Source organism: Staphylococcus marylandisciuri (assembly GCF_025519785.1).
GTDB lineage: Bacteria > Bacillota > Bacilli > Staphylococcales > Staphylococcaceae > Staphylococcus > Staphylococcus marylandisciuri.
The window spans coordinates 26,718-42,381 of the sequence record NZ_JAOPKZ010000004.1 but is presented as its reverse complement, the minus strand read 5'-3'; the positions used below and the strand labels follow the sequence as shown (position 1 = coordinate 42,381).

Genomic DNA, 15,664 nt, shown 5'->3' with positions numbered 1-15,664 from the left:
ATTCGATACTATAATCCCTATATACTTACTTATGAATAGACTTAAAACTCTAGAGTTGCTTTAGCTTGTTCTAAGATATCATTTTTATTTGGTAACCATACATTTTCAGCTTGAGTGAACGGATAAACTGTATCAGCTGCAGCTACACGTGCAATTGGAGCTTCTAAAGATAGAATAGCACGCTCAGCTAGCTCAGCAGCAACTGTTGCACCTACGCCAGCTTGACGTTGCGCTTCTTGCACTACAACAGCACGTCCTGTTTTTTCAACTGAAGCTACAAGCGTCTTGATATCGATAGGCTGAACAGTGCGTAAATCGATAACCTCTACAGAGTAACCATCTTTCTCTAACTCCTCAGCAGCCTTAAGTGATTCTTGAACCATTGCACCGTAAGCAATAAGAGTTAGGTCACTACCTTCTTGTTTGATACTTGCTTTATCTAATTCTACAGTGTATTCGTCTTCAGGAACCTCGTCACGGAATGAACGATAAAGTTTCATGTGTTCTAAAAATACTACTGGATCATTACTGCGGATAGCTGAAATAAGCAACCCTTTAGCATCGTATGGATTTGATGGGATAACCACTCTCAAACCAGGAGATTGTGCGAGAATACCTTCTAAATTATCAGCATGTAATTCAGGTGTATGCACGCCACCACCAAATGGAGCTCGAATTGTAACAGGTGCAGGCTTAGAATCTCCTGAACGGAAACGAGTACGAGCGATTTGACCAGCTATTTCATCAAATGTTTCAAACACGAAACCTAAGAATTGAATTTCCATTACTGGGCGATAACCTTGCGTGCTCAGTCCTAATGCTAAGCCGCCAATACCTGACTCTGCTAATGGAGTGTCAAATACTCGGTCTTCTCCAAATTCTTTTTGTAACCCTTCAGTTACACGGAATACACCGCCATTAACACCGACGTCTTCTCCGAAAAGTAAAACATTTTCATCGTTTTGTAGTTCAGTTTTGAGCGCGTTATTAATCGCTTGAACCATTGTCATTTGTGCCATGGGTTACTTCGACTCCTTCTCTTTGTATATTTCATATTGCTCTGCTAAATTTTGAGGCATTTCTTCGTACATAATATCCATCAAGTCAGTTACTTTTTGTTTAGGCGTGTTATCTGCCTCTTTAATTGCAGCCTTGATATCAGCTTTAGCAGCTTCAATCACTTCGTTTTCTTTATCTTCTGACCACAATCCTTTATTTTCTAAGAACTTTCTAAAGCGTACTAAAGGATCTTTCTTCTCCCATTCTGAGTCTTCATCAGAAGTTCTATACTTAGTAGGATCGTCCCCAGCCATTGTATGAGGTCCATAACGATAAGTCATAGTTTCGATCAACGTAGGACCCTCACCATTGATCGCACGTTCACGCGCTTCTTTAGTAGCTTGATATACGGCAAGCGCATCCATGCCGTCAACTTGAATACCAGGTATACCTACCGCTATTGCTTTTTGCGCCAGCGTAACGGCTGCTGTTTGTTTGCTTCGCGGTGTGGATATAGCGTAATTGTTGTTTTGAATAACAAAGATTGCTGGCGCTTTGTAAGCTGAAGCAAAGTTGATTCCTTCATAGAAGTCACCTTGAGACGAACCACCATCGCCAGTGTATGTAATTGCAACAGCTTGTTTACCACGCTTTTTAATACCTAATGCTACACCAGCAGTTTGAACATATTGTGCACCAATGATAATTTGAGGGCTTAACGCGTTAACTTTTTCCGGCATCTGGTTACCTTTAAAGTGACCACGAGAGAATAAGAAAGCTTCAGTTAATGGTAAGCCATGCCAAATTAATTGTGGCACATCACGATAGCCTGGAAGTATAAAGTCCTCTTCTTCTAAAGCGTATTGTGATGCTAATTGTGAAGCTTCTTGACCCGCCGTTGGAGCGTAGAAACCTAATCGCCCTTGTCTGTTTAATGAAATAGAACGTTGGTCAAGAATACGTGTCCACACCATTCTTCTCATGAGCTCAACAAGTTCCTCATCTGACAAGTCTGGCATTAAGTCTTCATTTAGTACGTTGCCATCTTCATCCAATATTTGAACCATTTCAAATTGAGATTCTGTATCGTGTAATACCTTCTCAGCGTCGAATTGGGCTGTTAACTTAGGAGCCATTCAATTCACCATACCTTTCCCGTATAATAGAAAAAATTTCTTTTTTATCAATTCGTATTGTACCACATCGAGATTATACTGTTAACAAATTATAAAATGTTCTGTATCAACGTTGATAAGTACAGACCTACATCTGTATTAGTTAAAATATGTTAACTGTATCAATATACTTCATACGACTTCCAGTTATATTTTAACTTATTTACGAAAGCGCATACAACATAAACGTGCTAAATCTATGTTAATTTCTTGAACTAATAGTTGTCATAATCAATTATTGCAATGTTTCAGCCTGTTGTTTTTTCTCATCAGCTTTTTTAGAAGCATCTTGATATTTCTTCAACTTATCAGAAATTTTTTCGTAAGACTTATTTACTTCAGTTGATTTGTTATTTAATTCATCCTGCTCTGGCTTCTCTTTGAGTACATATTGAAATTTATCTTTTTCTTTCTTTAAAGCGGTGTTATATGCTTTAGCATACTCATCAAAAGCTTTATATTTAGCTTTGAGTGCAGCATCCCATTCTTTTACTGCTTTGCGTCGCTTGTCATTCTCAATATTACTAATGTGCTCATGTGCTTTTTTATATTCTTCTTTAGAAGCATTCATAGCTTTTTCTTCTTTACTGAAAGCTTTTTGTTGTTTTTCAATACTTTTAATTAAATTCTTTGAGGGTTCTTTAATTTTCTTAAGATCTTTTTGTCCGGTTAACTTTTTCATTTCTTGTTGCTTGTCGCGTTGAATCTGTCCCATCTCTTTGTCAGATTGATTCATCACTTTTTCTTTAGCTTGAGCGTTTTCAATTTGATGATGATATGCCTTCATCTCTCCCTTGTCCGTCGTGCAACCAGCTAATAATAACGATGAGACGCATAGGACACTTATACCGTGTCTTAATTTCATTATGTATATTCCTCCTTTATATCAGTGTTATCGTAAAAAAATTTTTATCTAAAAGCAACTAGAAAACTGTATTTCAGTCGCTTAAATTTGATATAGTGAATAATTAAGGAAGGAGTATGACTCATGTTAACAATGAAAGATATTATTAGAGATGGTCATCCAACATTGCGTGAAAAAGCTGAAGAAGTAGAATTACCGTTAAGTGATCAAGATAGAACAACACTTCAAGAAATGCGTCAATTTCTCATAAATAGTCAAGATGAAGAAACAGCTAAAAAATATGGTCTGAGATCAGGAGTAGGTTTAGCTGCGCCACAGATTAACCTTTCAAAGAGAATGATCGCTGTTCATTTACCAGATGATGGTAGTGGTAAAAAATACGATCTCATGTTAGTTAATCCAAAAATAGTGAGTCACAGTGTACAGGAAGCCTATCTCCCTACAGGCGAAGGTTGTTTAAGTGTAGATAAAGATATTCCAGGGTTAGTACACCGTAAGAATCGAGTAACTGTGAAAGCTAGCGATATCGATGGCAATGAAATTAAATTGAGACTCAAGGGTTACCCAGCTATAGTCGTTCAACACGAAATAGATCACCTTAACGGCATCATGTTTTATGACCATATTGACGATGATAATCCTTTACAACCGCATGATGGTGCTGTAGAAGCCTGACAGTTAAGTTTGATCAATTTTAACAATACAGTGGGAGGAGCCAAGTGCTCTCTCAAATTAAAGGCTCGGTATAAATGCCATAGTGATGACTATATAATGTGAGCGGGACAGAAATTTAATATGAATAAAAAGATTCCTGTCCCGCCCGGAAAAAATGACTAGAATTGAAAAAAGCTTGATATAAGCGCATTTTCAAATCAGTCATCTACTGCCAAGATGCTGAAAGAGGCTGAGACATTACATTATGTCCCAGCCTCATATAATACCGAGTCTTTATATTTATGACTACAATTATTCTCACTTAAACTTATATGCGCTACTTCCTACCATTCAGCCTTATTTATGGCAAAATATTTATGACAAAAACGATTTGGACTCTGAAAGTCTATAAATTCAATGTCACGCTTTCCCTTCTAACTGTGCTAGTGTCTAGCTTATTAAGAAGCTCAATCAGTCGCTTTACCACAGCACAGCGATATCAATTAAACTTCTCCCTTTCTCTAAGTTCCACCTCTATATTAATTCCTTCGACCCTAATATGAAGTCATGAAAATGTATCTACACATTTCTATTAATGCTGCTGCCTGCAACAAATATTCCAACTATTTACAGTTCTATCTAAATTAGTTTGTCGTCACATAAAGTCATCTCGACGTTCAGTGAAAGGCAAACCTATTTCTGACAGTTTCGGCTTTAACATATCTAACTCTTTTAAATTTAAAAATTCTGGATCGTGATTATGTTTAACTGCATGAGGATTATCATGAATATTATCTATAGTCTCCTCATAGTTAAAAAACATGATGACTTGTTTGTCTCTAATTTCAAAAGTAATTTCTCGCAATAATTTATCAGTTCGGTTCTGTTCTCTCTTGATTTCTCTGATTAATCTGTCAATTTTCTTCATGACTATCCTTCTTTCTAGATTTAATACGAGTATACGTCTCTGACACCTCAGTTCTACTATACATTAAATCTCATATTAATTCCTCAATCATATAAAATGTATGCAACTTTCACAAGCTAATCCACTTATGAACTAATGAAGACCAACCACATTTAGTCTATAAACTCTAAAAAAGATACTTACATACCCTTTTTAATATCAAATTGCATTTTAGGAGTAAAAGTTAAGTTGTAATATTCTGAATATTAGTGTAATATACCTTTAATAATATACGCTTTAACATTAGGGGTATGTAGTTTGTTAATGTATATTATTCACTTCAAGGTGAATGGAGAGAAGTAAAATGACAAAGCATTTAAAACGTGAGTTGAGTAATCGTCATATTCAACTCATAGCAATTGGTGGAGCAATTGGTACAGGTCTCTTTTTCGGTTCTGGAAACACAATTGCTAAAGCCGGTCCTTCGATTCTATTTACGTATATGATCGTTGGCTTCTTCTTGTTTTTATTCATGAGAGCAATGGGAGAAATGTTACTCGCTAAAACAGGTTTTAATACATTTACTGAAATCACCTACGAATATCTCGGACCATTTGTAGGATTCGTCGTCGGCTGGTCTTATTGGATATCATGGGTCATTACAGTTATGGGTGATTTAACAGCGATAGCACAATACATGCAATACTTTAATCCCAACATTCCTACGTGGGTAAGTTGTTTTGCAGTACTTTTACTGTTATTAGCATTAAACTTAACGAGTACTAAAGTTTTTGGAGAATTAGAATTTTGGTTTGCAATCATTAAAGTTGTAACGATACTTGCTTTGATTGTAGTCGGGATCGTCTTGGTCGTCTTATCTTTCAAGACACCGCATGGCCACGCCTCTTTCTCTAACTTATACGTTCATGGAGGGATGTTCCCACATGGTCTAACTGGTTTCCTATTATCATTCCAAATGGCTGTTTATGCTTTCATTGGAATTGAGTTTATCGGTATTACTGCAGGTGAAACAAAAGACCCTGAAAAAACGCTTCCTCGTGCAATTAATAGCGTACCTTTACGTATTCTCATATTCTACGTAGGCGCTCTTGCTGTGATCATGATGGTGGTACCTTGGACACAAATCATTCCAGAAAACAGTCCATTTGTAAGTTTATTTGCACTAGCAGGTATTCCATTTGCAGCGTTAGTCATTAACTCAGTAGTCTTGACATCAGCTGCGTCGTCGGCCAATAGTGGTATATTCACAAATAGTCGTATCCTCTTTAGTCTAGGAGATAATGACCAAGCACCTGAAATGATGGTTAAATTAACTAAACGAGGCATTCCTCGCAACGCATTGCTAGTTACGTGCGTACTTATTTCTATAACTGTGGTGCTTAATTACATCATCCCAGATGGAGAGAAAGTATTTATTTATATCAGTGCCATTACGACTTCTATTACGATTGCAGTGTGGATTCTAATTGTTTGTGCGTATGTGAAATACGTGAAGAAAGACAAAGCACTTCATAAGGCGAGTAAATTCAAGCTGCCAGGTGGAATTGTTTCTGCTTATGCTGTAATTGCTTTCTTTATATTTATTATCGTAATTATGCTTTTCGACCAAGAAACTTTAATAGGATTTATTCTATCACCAGTGTGGTATCTAGGCGTTACAATAGCTTATTTCATACATAAGCGTGTGATGCAGAAGAGGTTAAAACCGTAATGTAGTCTGATTTAGACAGGCTTAGCAGCTCTGTTTACAAAAGCGATTTTCTTTGATGTTCAAATGATTAATTGACAACGCATCTTACTATACTAGCAGCATAGTCATGTTTGTAGGAAGACATCATTAATTGATTTACTCTCCGTAATTGATTTGCTCTCCGTCAAACATGGCTTTGAATTGCTAGTAAATACCCCCCCTTTATACCGACAAACCCCGCTATTATAACATCATTAATTTCCTCATTACTCACTCAGTAAAAGGCTTCTTTAAAGTTTATTCTAATTGTACAATTTCATAAGTATATGGATAACGTTTACCATCTAACTTCAATACGAATAAAACTGCTTTATTTATTTAATTACATAATGTAGAATAAGAAATAACTGAAATTAGAGTGTCTGACATTCTAATTTGCTGATGAACGACATAATTCGCCTTTGGAAACATACTGGGCAGAAAGCTGGTATGTTCTCTTTATATTTTGTAACAATACCTTTTAAAGCAGAGAAAGTTGTGACATCCTAACATATTACTTCTCCGTCTTTCCACGTAGTTAACCAAAGGCATTTAATATAATTAAGATAATAATTTACAGAATATATAATTATAGGAGGAACTATTTAAAATGGCAGTATTTAAAGTATTTTACCAACATAATCGCAACGAGGTTATCGTACGTGAAAATACTCAAACGATTTATGTTGAAGCTCGCACAGAAGAACAAGTTAGACGTTATTTAAAAGATCGTAATTATAATATTGAATATATAACTAAACTAGAGGGCGCACATTTAGACTATGAGAAACAATCTGAAGACTTCAATGTGGAGCAAGCTGAATAATGAAACAAATTCATAAGAATGAAGTCGCAGTATATGCGCTCGGTGGCTTAGGTGAAATCGGTAAGAACACCTATGCTGTTGAATATAAAGATGAAATAGTCATTATTGATGCCGGAATCAAATTTCCTGATGATAATCTTTTGGGCATTGACTATGTGATACCTGATTATACTTATCTAGAACAAAATGAAGATAAGATCGTTGGCTGTTTCATCACCCATGGACATGAAGACCATATAGGTGGTGTGCCCTACTTACTCAAACAAATAAACGTACCTATTTATGGTGGTCCTCTAGCACTTGGATTAATACGTAATAAACTTGAAGAACATCATTTATTACGCACTACTTCACTCAATGAAATTGATGAAAGCAGTGTCATTAAATCTAAGCACTTTGAAATTTCATTTTATTTAACTACTCATAGTATCCCTGAAGCTTATGGCGTAATAGTTAACACACCTGAAGGCAATATCGTTCATACAGGAGACTTCAAATTTGATTTCACTCCTGTTGGCGAGCCAGCAAATATGGCTAAAATGGCGAAGTTAGGTGAAGAAGGGGTTCTTTGTCTCATGTCAGATTCAACCAATTCACTGGTTCCTGACTTCACGTTGAGTGAAAGAGAAGTGGGTCAAAACGTAGATAAAATCTTTAGGAATTGTTCAGGCCGAATTATATTTGCGACATTTGCTTCAAATATCTATCGTGTTCAACAAGCTGTTGAGGCGGCAATTAAATATAATCGTAAAATTGTGACCTTTGGCCGATCAATGGAGAACAATATTAAAATTGGTATGGAATTAGGTTATATTAAAGCGCCTCCTGAAACATTTATCGAGCCAAATAAAATCAATAGCGTACCAAAGCATCAGTTATTGATCTTATGTACCGGTTCTCAAGGTGAGCCTATGGCCGCTTTATCTCGTATAGCAAACGGTACCCACAAACAAATTAAAATTATTCCTGAAGATACAGTTGTCTTTAGTTCATCACCTATCCCAGGTAATACGAAAAGCATTAATCGTACTATCAACGCCTTATATCGAGCAGGTGCTGAAGTCATTCATAATAAAGTGTCCAATATTCACACGTCTGGGCATGGTTCTAAAGTAGATCAGCAACTTATGCTGCGTTTACTCCGTCCTAAATTCTTCTTGCCTATTCATGGCGAATATCGCATGTTAAAAGCTCATAGCCAAACAGGCATAGATTGTGGCGTGGATCCTGACAACGTATTTGTGTTCGAGATCGGAGATGTACTAGCGTTAACTCATGATTCCGCACGATATGCTGGACGTATTCCCTCAGGAAATATTCTCGTTGATGGCAGCGGTATTGGAGATATAGGTAACGTAGTCATCCGAGATCGTAAATTATTGTCCGAAGAAGGTTTAGTCATCGTTGTAGTGAGTATAGACTTTAATACTAATCGCTTATTATCCGGTCCGGATATCATTTCACGTGGTTTCGTCTATATGCGGGAATCAGGTCAACTCATCTTTGACGCTCAGAGAAAAATTAAAACTGACGTTATCGGTAAGTTAAACCAAAATAAAGATATCCAGTGGCATCAAATTAAATCTTCAATTATCGAAACTTTACAACCCTATTTATACGACAAAACAGCGCGTAAACCTATGATTTTACCTGTTATCATGAAAGTTAATGAAGGTGAAAGTACTTCACGAAAACGTAAATTCAAACCTTCTTACAAAGGTTTTAAACAAAGTAAAGAGCAACGAGATAAATCATAGTAGTAAGAGCTTAGGTCGAGTCAAAAGTGTTTCGGCTTTGAGCAGGGGGCCCCAACACGGAGAAACTGGTAAACCAGTTTCAACAAGCACAGCGAGTTGGGGTGGGCCCCACCAAAGAGAAACTGGGACATAAATCCCAGCCTCTTCAACATCCTGGCAGTAGATGACTGATTTGAAAATGCGCTCGTATCAAGCTTTTTTCAATTCTAGTCATCCTTGCCGGGGCGGGACTACGAAATCTTTTTGTTCAAATTAGATTTCGTAGTCCCGCTTCCAAGAAGAAACACTCAGATGAAATGAATTAAATCATCTGAGTGTTATTTTTTCTGGGATTTATGTCTCAACCTCAGTAACTAAAAAAGCTTCAAGTTAAATAAGTTATATTTAATGTTCGAAGTACGTAATCCTATCAATGACGCACTATGCTGATAAGTAGCATAACTTTATATAGCTAAACCTAGAAGACAAATAAAAAAAGCATTGGAGCTAGTCCAAAACCTTTGTGTTGAACTTACTAGCTTCAATGCTTTTATTGTAGTGTTGTAGAGTTATTAACCTCGTACTACCTTTTTCTCAAAACGACTAAGGTCGTTATCATGACCAATCATTATCAGAATATCACCAAATTCGATACTCATGTTAGGGTCTGGAGATACGATAATATCCCTACCGCGTTTAATAGCTATGATACTAATTCCGTATTGTGCACGTATATCCATGTCTATTATGGATTGCCCTGCCATCTTCTCGCTAGCTTTAATTTCGACAATAGAATGCTCATCTGCAAGCTCTAAGTAATCTAGCACACTAGCACTAGCTACATTGTGAGCGATACGACGCCCCATATCACGTTCAGGATGGACCACGGTATCCGCACCAATTTTATTTAAAATCTTAGCATGGTAGTCATTCTGTGCTTTAGCCGTTACTTTTTTAACTCCAAGTTCTTTCAATATGAGAGTAGTTAATGTGCTTGATTGAATATTCTCACCTATAGCTACGATGACGTGGTCAAAGTTACGAATACCTAAACTTTTCATTACTGCCTCATCAGTAGTATCTGCTACAACAGCATGCGTAGCTATATCGCTATATTCATTAACTCTATTTTCATTGGAGTCGATAGCCATGACATCCATATCTAATGCGTTAAGTTCACGGACGATGCTTCCTCCAAATCGCCCTAACCCAATTACTACATATTCTTTATCCATAAAGTTCCTCCAAAATTAAGATGAGAATGATTGACAGTTTTCTAACGTCACTAGCGTATAGTAAAACAAATCATATTTCAATCATTCTCACCTTATAAATTAAATTTTATTTTTTTCCTTTTACGTAATCCTTATCAAAAACAAATAAACGCATTAATAATAACAATGATGGTATAAGTAGTACTAGACCTGCAATAAATGCGATAATTAATGCTAATGCCATCGCGCCATTTGCAGCGCCGTGGTCAATAGTGACGTAGGGATAAAGTAAATATGGTAATTTACTTATGCCATATCCGAAGAAAGCAAAGAACATTTGTAAGATTACCATGATAAAGGCAACACCATGAGCTTTTCTAGCTAAAGTTAATATGAGCGCCACTATAAAGCAGATGAAACTAATGACAAACATATACCAATAATCTTGTACTGCCGTTAAGAAATGGGCTCTGTTCTGAATTCTTAGCGTTAGAAATACAAACAAGGACATGGCTATCATAGGTGGTCCCCAGAATATAAACCAATATCGTACGAGCTTATATGCTCTCCAATCTTCAGCTCGTGAAGCATAGAAAGTTAAAAAGCCCGATGATATATACAGCACAGTTATTATAGCTAGAAATACTACAGACCATGAGAAGGGACTGAGAAAGAGTTCAGCCCATTTCAAATCTAAATGGTCACCATGCTTAGTGATATATCCTCCTTCTGAAATAGTTAATGCGGTAGCTAATGAAGCAGGAATAAATAACCCCGCTAAAGCATACATTGCAAGCCATTGTAATTTCGTATCAGGCCCGTAATTCTCAAAAGCATAAAAGCTTCCTCTAATCGATAACAGAATGAGCGAAATTGAAGCTGGCAATAACAGTACCGTCCCCATATACTTTGCTGTATCTGGAAAGAAACCAACTAATCCTACGAAGAAAAATACGAAGAAGACGTTAGTTACTTCCCAAACTGGATTTAAATATCTAGCAATAAGATGGTTAACGCGTTTATCTTGGTGTGTAATCTTAGCGTGTAACGTGAAGAAACCCGCACCAAAATCAATTGAAGCTACGATAATGTAGCAAAATAAGAATATCCATAAGACTAAGATTCCAATTTGAGCGTAATCCACTAAGCATCACCTCTTTTCGAGGAAAGTTCTTCAATTAGTTCGTAAGCTGGTTTGTCTTTAAACATACGAATAATAACATAGGCTGAAGTAAATAATAATACGAGATAGAGGACGCCAAACAGAATACTCACGAGCGTAAGCCCACCTGCTTCCGTGGCTGCTTGAGCTACTTTCATGTATCCTCTAATGATCCATGGTTGACGACCTTGTTCGGTTAAGAACCAACCAAATTCGATAGCTAATAATGCAGCTGGACCGGTCAATACTCCTAGATATAACATTATTCTTGAATAAGTCCATGTTCTTAAGCGTTTGAATAACCTTGTCAATATGAAGATGGCTGATACGATAAAGCAAAAGACACCCATTGTTACCATAAGATCGAAATAGTAATGTACTATCATCGGTGGCAATTCGTTAGACTTGAAATCATTCATTCCCTTTACTTTAGTATTCACGTTATTATCAGCGAGAAAACTAAGTAACCCTGGTATTTTAATTGCACCTGAGACTTCCTGTTTATGTTCATCTAAAATGCCGAAGAATACCAGATCAGCCTGACTAGCAGTATCGTAGTGCCATTCGTATGCTGCTAATTTTTCTGGTTGCTCTTGATGCAAGAATTTGGCAGAAGCATCACCTGCTATCATTGAACCGATAGTGAAGATTAGTCCTAATATCATTGTTAGTTTTAATGCTTTTTTATGATAAGAAGTGTCTTTCTTAAATTTATTCTTAAGCAACTTAAACGCGGCTATAGCGGCGAGCACAAAAGCCATAGTCATTAAAGCAGTTGCTACAACATGAAAGGAACGTACTAAGAATGAATCGTTAAGCATGGCTGCCCATGGCTCAACATTAACCATCCGTCCATGTTTCATTTCAAAACCTGCTGGCGTATTCATAAACGAATTCACTGAAGTAATGAAGAGAGCTGAGAATGAACCGCCCAGTATGACTGGTATACTAATAATGAGATGTGTCCATTGGCTTTTGAAACGGTCCCAAGTGTATAAATAAATGCTCAGAAATATAGCTTCAAAGAAGAAAGCGAATGTCTCCATAAATAGAGGTAACGCGATAACATGACCTCCTATCTTCATAAAGGAAGGCCACAATAGAGAAAGTTGCAAACCGATAATCGTACCAGTTACAACACCAACTGCTACTGTAATGGTATACCCCTTAACCCAGCGTCGCGCTAAAGTTAAATATTCAGCATCGTTTTTCTTGATGCCGAGAAATTCAGCTATAGCAAACATCAGCGGCATACCAACACCAATAGTGGCGAATATGATATGAACTGCTAACGTCATTCCCGTAAGTAAGCGAGCAATTTCTATTGAATTCATCCTATCACCTAAATAATAAATTTCTATTTAACTCAACTTATACTTTGGATTATATAATTATAAAAACTCAAATTAAATTATTCTGTTCACTAATTAAATGACATTTCTTTGACTATCAAAAAGGTAACAGTCAGAGCCACATCTAAATGGGAGCGGGACAGAAATCTAATTTGAATAAAAGGATTTCGTAGTCCCGCCCCGACAAGGATGACTAGAATTGAAAAAAGCTTGATACAAGTGCATTTTCAAATCAGTCATCTACTGCCGAGATGTTGAAGGGAGCGGGACAGAAATCTAATTTGAACAAAAAGATTTCGTAGCCCCGCCCCGGCAAAGATGACTAGAATTGAAAAAAGCTTGATACAAGCGCGTTTTCAAATCAGTCATCTACTGCCGAGATGTTGAAGGGAGCGGGACAGAAATCTAATTTGAACAAAAAGATTTCGTAGTCCCACCCCGGCAAGGATGACTAGAATTGAAAAAAGCTTGATACAAGCGCATTTTCAAATCAGTCATCTACTGCCGAGATATTGAAGAGGCTGGGATTTATGTCCCAGCCTCTTTCTCTCTCGTCAAAAACCATTATGACCCAGCCTCTTGTACTATTCTCGTTACGAGCACACTAAGTTAATGCAAACGCTCGCTTTTACTAAACTAAAAAGTAAAATTGAATCTGCTAGTTTCTCTGTACTACTAAATGTGATAAACTGAGCCTACTTGAAATTGGAGGAGGATTAACTAATGAGCGAAATCGTTATCTACACCCAGGATGATTGCCCGCCTTGTACATTTCTCAAAAATTATTTAAGCGAGCATCACGTTGATTACACTGAAAAGAATATCAACCATCCCCCTTATCGTAACGAAATGATTGATTATGATGCTTTCGCCACACCTTTTGTACTGCTTGATAACGAACCGATGTATTCTGTCGATATGGATAAAATCAATAAAGCTTTTAATATTAATTAGGTTAACACCCGAGTTTTTCCTTAAGTGAAAATCTAATATACAGAAGATCTGGTAGAAATCATGACACTGTCAAACCGCTATAAGAAACTCATCATTTCTCTTTCTACTTATGTATAAAAAGTTGTAAATGGTCGTCATTATAGTTTAAATTTTATAGAACCACAGGGGAGCGGGAGAGAAATCTAATTTTACTAAAAGATTTCTGTCCCGCTTCCTTCAATTCTAATTGAGATGATGGTTACTTAACTACACTACAGAGGATATAAAAAAGCTCCCTTCACAGCTTTCATTAACAATGAACACTATGAGGGGAGCTTTTGAAGAGCTATAGTTTATTAAATTGAGTTGTCAATCTACTTCACATATGATTGTACGAGTGTCTGTACTTCGTCAGCCGAAGTGCAATCAAGTGCGCGATGAGCTAATTCACGCATTTCGTTCTGACTCAAACTCATAATTTGTCGGCGAGCTTTTAATATAGAGGTAGCACTCATTGAAAATTCATCTAGTCCTAACCCTAATAATAATGGTATAGCAGTTTCGTCTCCTGCCATTTCGCCACACATACCTGTCCATTTACCTTCCTTATGAGAAGCATCTATAACTTGTTTGACTAATCTTAAGATAGATGGGTTGTAAGGTTGATATAGGTATGACACACGCTCAGACATTCTATCAGCAGCCATCGTATATTGTATAAGGTCATTCGTACCTATACTAAAGAAGTCAACTTCTTTAGCAAATATATCAGCTAAAGCTGCCGTTGCAGGAATTTCTACCATGATACCAAGTTCTATATCTTCTGCTACTTCTACACCTTCTTGTTGTAAATTAGCCTTCTCTTCATTAAGAATACGTTTTGCATCTCTAAACTCTTGTAAAGTTGCTACCATAGGGAACATGATACTTAGTTTGCCATAAGTAGATGCTCTTAATAGCGCACGCAGTTGTGGACGGAAGATCTCAGGTTGATTGAGACATAAGCGTATCGCTCTGTAGCCAAGAAATGGATTCATTTCTTTCGGTAGGTTTAAATATGGCAGCTCTTTATCTCCACCAATATCTAAAGTACGAACGACTACGCGCTTATTCTCCATTTGCTCTAGCACAGTCTTATACGCTTCAAATTGCTCGTCTTCTGAAGGCATTTCATCTCTACCCATATAGAGAAACTCTGTTCGATATAAACCGATACCTTCAGCGCCATTATCAATAACACCTGTTAAATCTTCTGATGTACCAATATTAGCTGCTAGCTCAGCGTGAACGCCATCTACTGTAACAGTTTCTTCATCTTTCAGTTTCTTTAACTCTTCTTTATCTTTGAAGAACCGTTCTCTTTTATTTTCATAAGCAATAACTTCATCGTCAGTAGGGTTGATAATAACTTCGCCAGTCAGTCCATCTACAATAACCATGTCTCCCTGTTGGACTTCTTGAGTGATGGTATGTGTACCAACGACTGAAGCAATTTCCATAGAACGACTCATGATAGCTGAGTGAGATGTTCTACCACCAATGTTAGTTACAAACCCTTGTACATATTGCTTGTTGAGTTGAGCGGTATCTGACGGTGTTAAATCATTACCAATAATCACGACGTTCTCATCTATCATGCTAGGATTAGGTAACTCGACACCTAAGATATGTGCTAACACACGTTTAGAAACATCTCGTACATCTGCAGCACGTTCTTTCATATATTCATTGTCCATAGATTCAAATATCGTTACAAATTGAGAAGTGACTTCGGTTAAAGCTGTAGGTGCATTGACCTGATCGTGCGTTATCTTATCTTCGACTGGTTTAATTATCTCAGGATCGTCGAGAATAAGTAAGTGCGCATCAAATATCGCCGCTTTATCTGGGCCAATGTTCTTTTCAGCATTGTTACGAATCTTAGTTAATTCTATCTTAGAAGTATTGATAGCATCTCGAAATTTATCTAATTCGGGCTCTACTTGAGCAACCTTGTCATTTTCAAAGGATAAATCTGGTTCAACAAGTAAATATGCTCGTGCTATAGCTACACCATCAGAAGCAGCTATGCCAGTAAGACGTTTAGACATA

13 protein-coding genes are annotated in these 15,664 nt (G+C 37.0%); 5 read left to right on the top strand and 8 right to left on the bottom strand.

From position 1 onward, the window contains the following. Positions 1-41: 41 nt before the first annotated feature. The 3 genes from N9R04_RS02940 to N9R04_RS02930 all read right to left on the bottom strand — a co-directional run bounded on the left by N9R04_RS02940 (position 42) and on the right by N9R04_RS02930 (position 3,039). A complete protein-coding gene (locus N9R04_RS02940) occupies positions 42-1,019 on the bottom strand; it encodes an alpha-ketoacid dehydrogenase subunit beta (protein ID WP_262855016.1) in 978 nt (325 codons plus the stop codon). A 3-nt stretch (positions 1,020-1,022) separates the two neighbouring features. Further along, complete coding sequence (gene pdhA / locus N9R04_RS02935; RefSeq protein WP_262855015.1) at positions 1,023-2,135, bottom strand: pyruvate dehydrogenase (acetyl-transferring) E1 component subunit alpha; 1,113 nt, start codon at positions 2,133-2,135, stop codon at positions 1,023-1,025. A gap of 274 nt (positions 2,136-2,409) precedes the next feature. Next, positions 2,410-3,039 carry a YkyA family protein gene (locus tag N9R04_RS02930; RefSeq protein ID WP_262855014.1) on the bottom strand — a complete coding sequence of 210 codons (630 nt, stop codon included), beginning with the start codon at positions 3,037-3,039 and terminating at the stop codon, positions 2,410-2,412. Between the two features lie 123 nt (positions 3,040-3,162). On the opposite strand from N9R04_RS02930, the gene def reads away from it, so the two are divergent. After that, entirely contained in the window at positions 3,163-3,714 is a 552-nt protein-coding gene (def, locus tag N9R04_RS02925) for a peptide deformylase (RefSeq protein ID WP_262855013.1), read from the top strand. Positions 3,715-4,348: 634 nt separating this feature from the next. Here def and N9R04_RS02920 read toward each other — a convergent pair. Continuing rightward, a complete protein-coding gene (locus N9R04_RS02920; RefSeq protein WP_262855012.1) occupies positions 4,349-4,621 on the bottom strand; it encodes a hypothetical protein in 273 nt (90 codons plus the stop codon). Positions 4,622-4,964: 343 nt separating this feature from the next. Between N9R04_RS02920 and N9R04_RS02915 the strand changes: the two genes are divergently transcribed. The 3 genes from N9R04_RS02915 (at position 4,965) to rnjA (ending at position 8,933) form a co-directional block, all read left to right on the top strand. Further along, positions 4,965-6,332, top strand: a complete 1,368-nt coding sequence (locus N9R04_RS02915) for an amino acid permease (RefSeq protein ID WP_262855011.1) — start codon at positions 4,965-4,967, stop codon at positions 6,330-6,332. A gap of 628 nt (positions 6,333-6,960) precedes the next feature. Then, the gene (locus N9R04_RS02910) at positions 6,961-7,176 is read left to right on the top strand and encodes a DNA-dependent RNA polymerase subunit epsilon (protein ID WP_262855010.1); all 216 of its coding nucleotides are present in this window, start codon (positions 6,961-6,963) and stop codon (positions 7,174-7,176) included. Further along, positions 7,176-8,933 carry a ribonuclease J1 gene (gene rnjA, locus N9R04_RS02905; RefSeq protein ID WP_262855009.1) on the top strand — a complete coding sequence of 586 codons (1,758 nt, stop codon included), beginning with the start codon at positions 7,176-7,178 and terminating at the stop codon, positions 8,931-8,933. Before N9R04_RS02910 ends, rnjA begins: the two co-directional genes overlap by 1 nt. A 551-nt stretch (positions 8,934-9,484) precedes the next feature. Here the strand turns inward: rnjA and N9R04_RS02900 are convergent. From N9R04_RS02900 to N9R04_RS02890, 3 genes are all read right to left on the bottom strand, one after another. After that, a complete protein-coding gene (locus N9R04_RS02900) occupies positions 9,485-10,147 on the bottom strand; it encodes a potassium channel family protein (RefSeq protein ID WP_262855008.1) in 663 nt (220 codons plus the stop codon). A 106-nt stretch (positions 10,148-10,253) separates the two neighbouring features. Continuing rightward, positions 10,254-11,270 carry a cytochrome d ubiquinol oxidase subunit II gene (locus N9R04_RS02895; RefSeq protein ID WP_262855007.1) on the bottom strand — a complete coding sequence of 339 codons (1,017 nt, stop codon included), beginning with the start codon at positions 11,268-11,270 and terminating at the stop codon, positions 10,254-10,256. Then, complete coding sequence (locus tag N9R04_RS02890) at positions 11,270-12,622, bottom strand: cytochrome ubiquinol oxidase subunit I (protein ID WP_262855006.1); 1,353 nt, start codon at positions 12,620-12,622, stop codon at positions 11,270-11,272. Before N9R04_RS02890 ends, N9R04_RS02895 begins: the two co-directional genes overlap by 1 nt. A gap of 741 nt (positions 12,623-13,363) precedes the next feature. Between N9R04_RS02890 and N9R04_RS02885 the strand changes: the two genes are divergently transcribed. Continuing rightward, complete coding sequence (locus N9R04_RS02885) at positions 13,364-13,594, top strand: glutaredoxin family protein (protein WP_262855005.1); 231 nt, start codon at positions 13,364-13,366, stop codon at positions 13,592-13,594. Positions 13,595-13,947: 353 nt separating this feature from the next. Here N9R04_RS02885 and ptsP read toward each other — a convergent pair whose 3' ends face one another. Next, positions 13,948-15,663, bottom strand: coding sequence for a phosphoenolpyruvate--protein phosphotransferase (gene ptsP / locus N9R04_RS02880; protein ID WP_262855004.1), 1,716 nt, complete (start codon positions 15,661-15,663; stop codon positions 13,948-13,950). Between the last annotated feature and the right edge of the window lies 1 nt (position 15,664).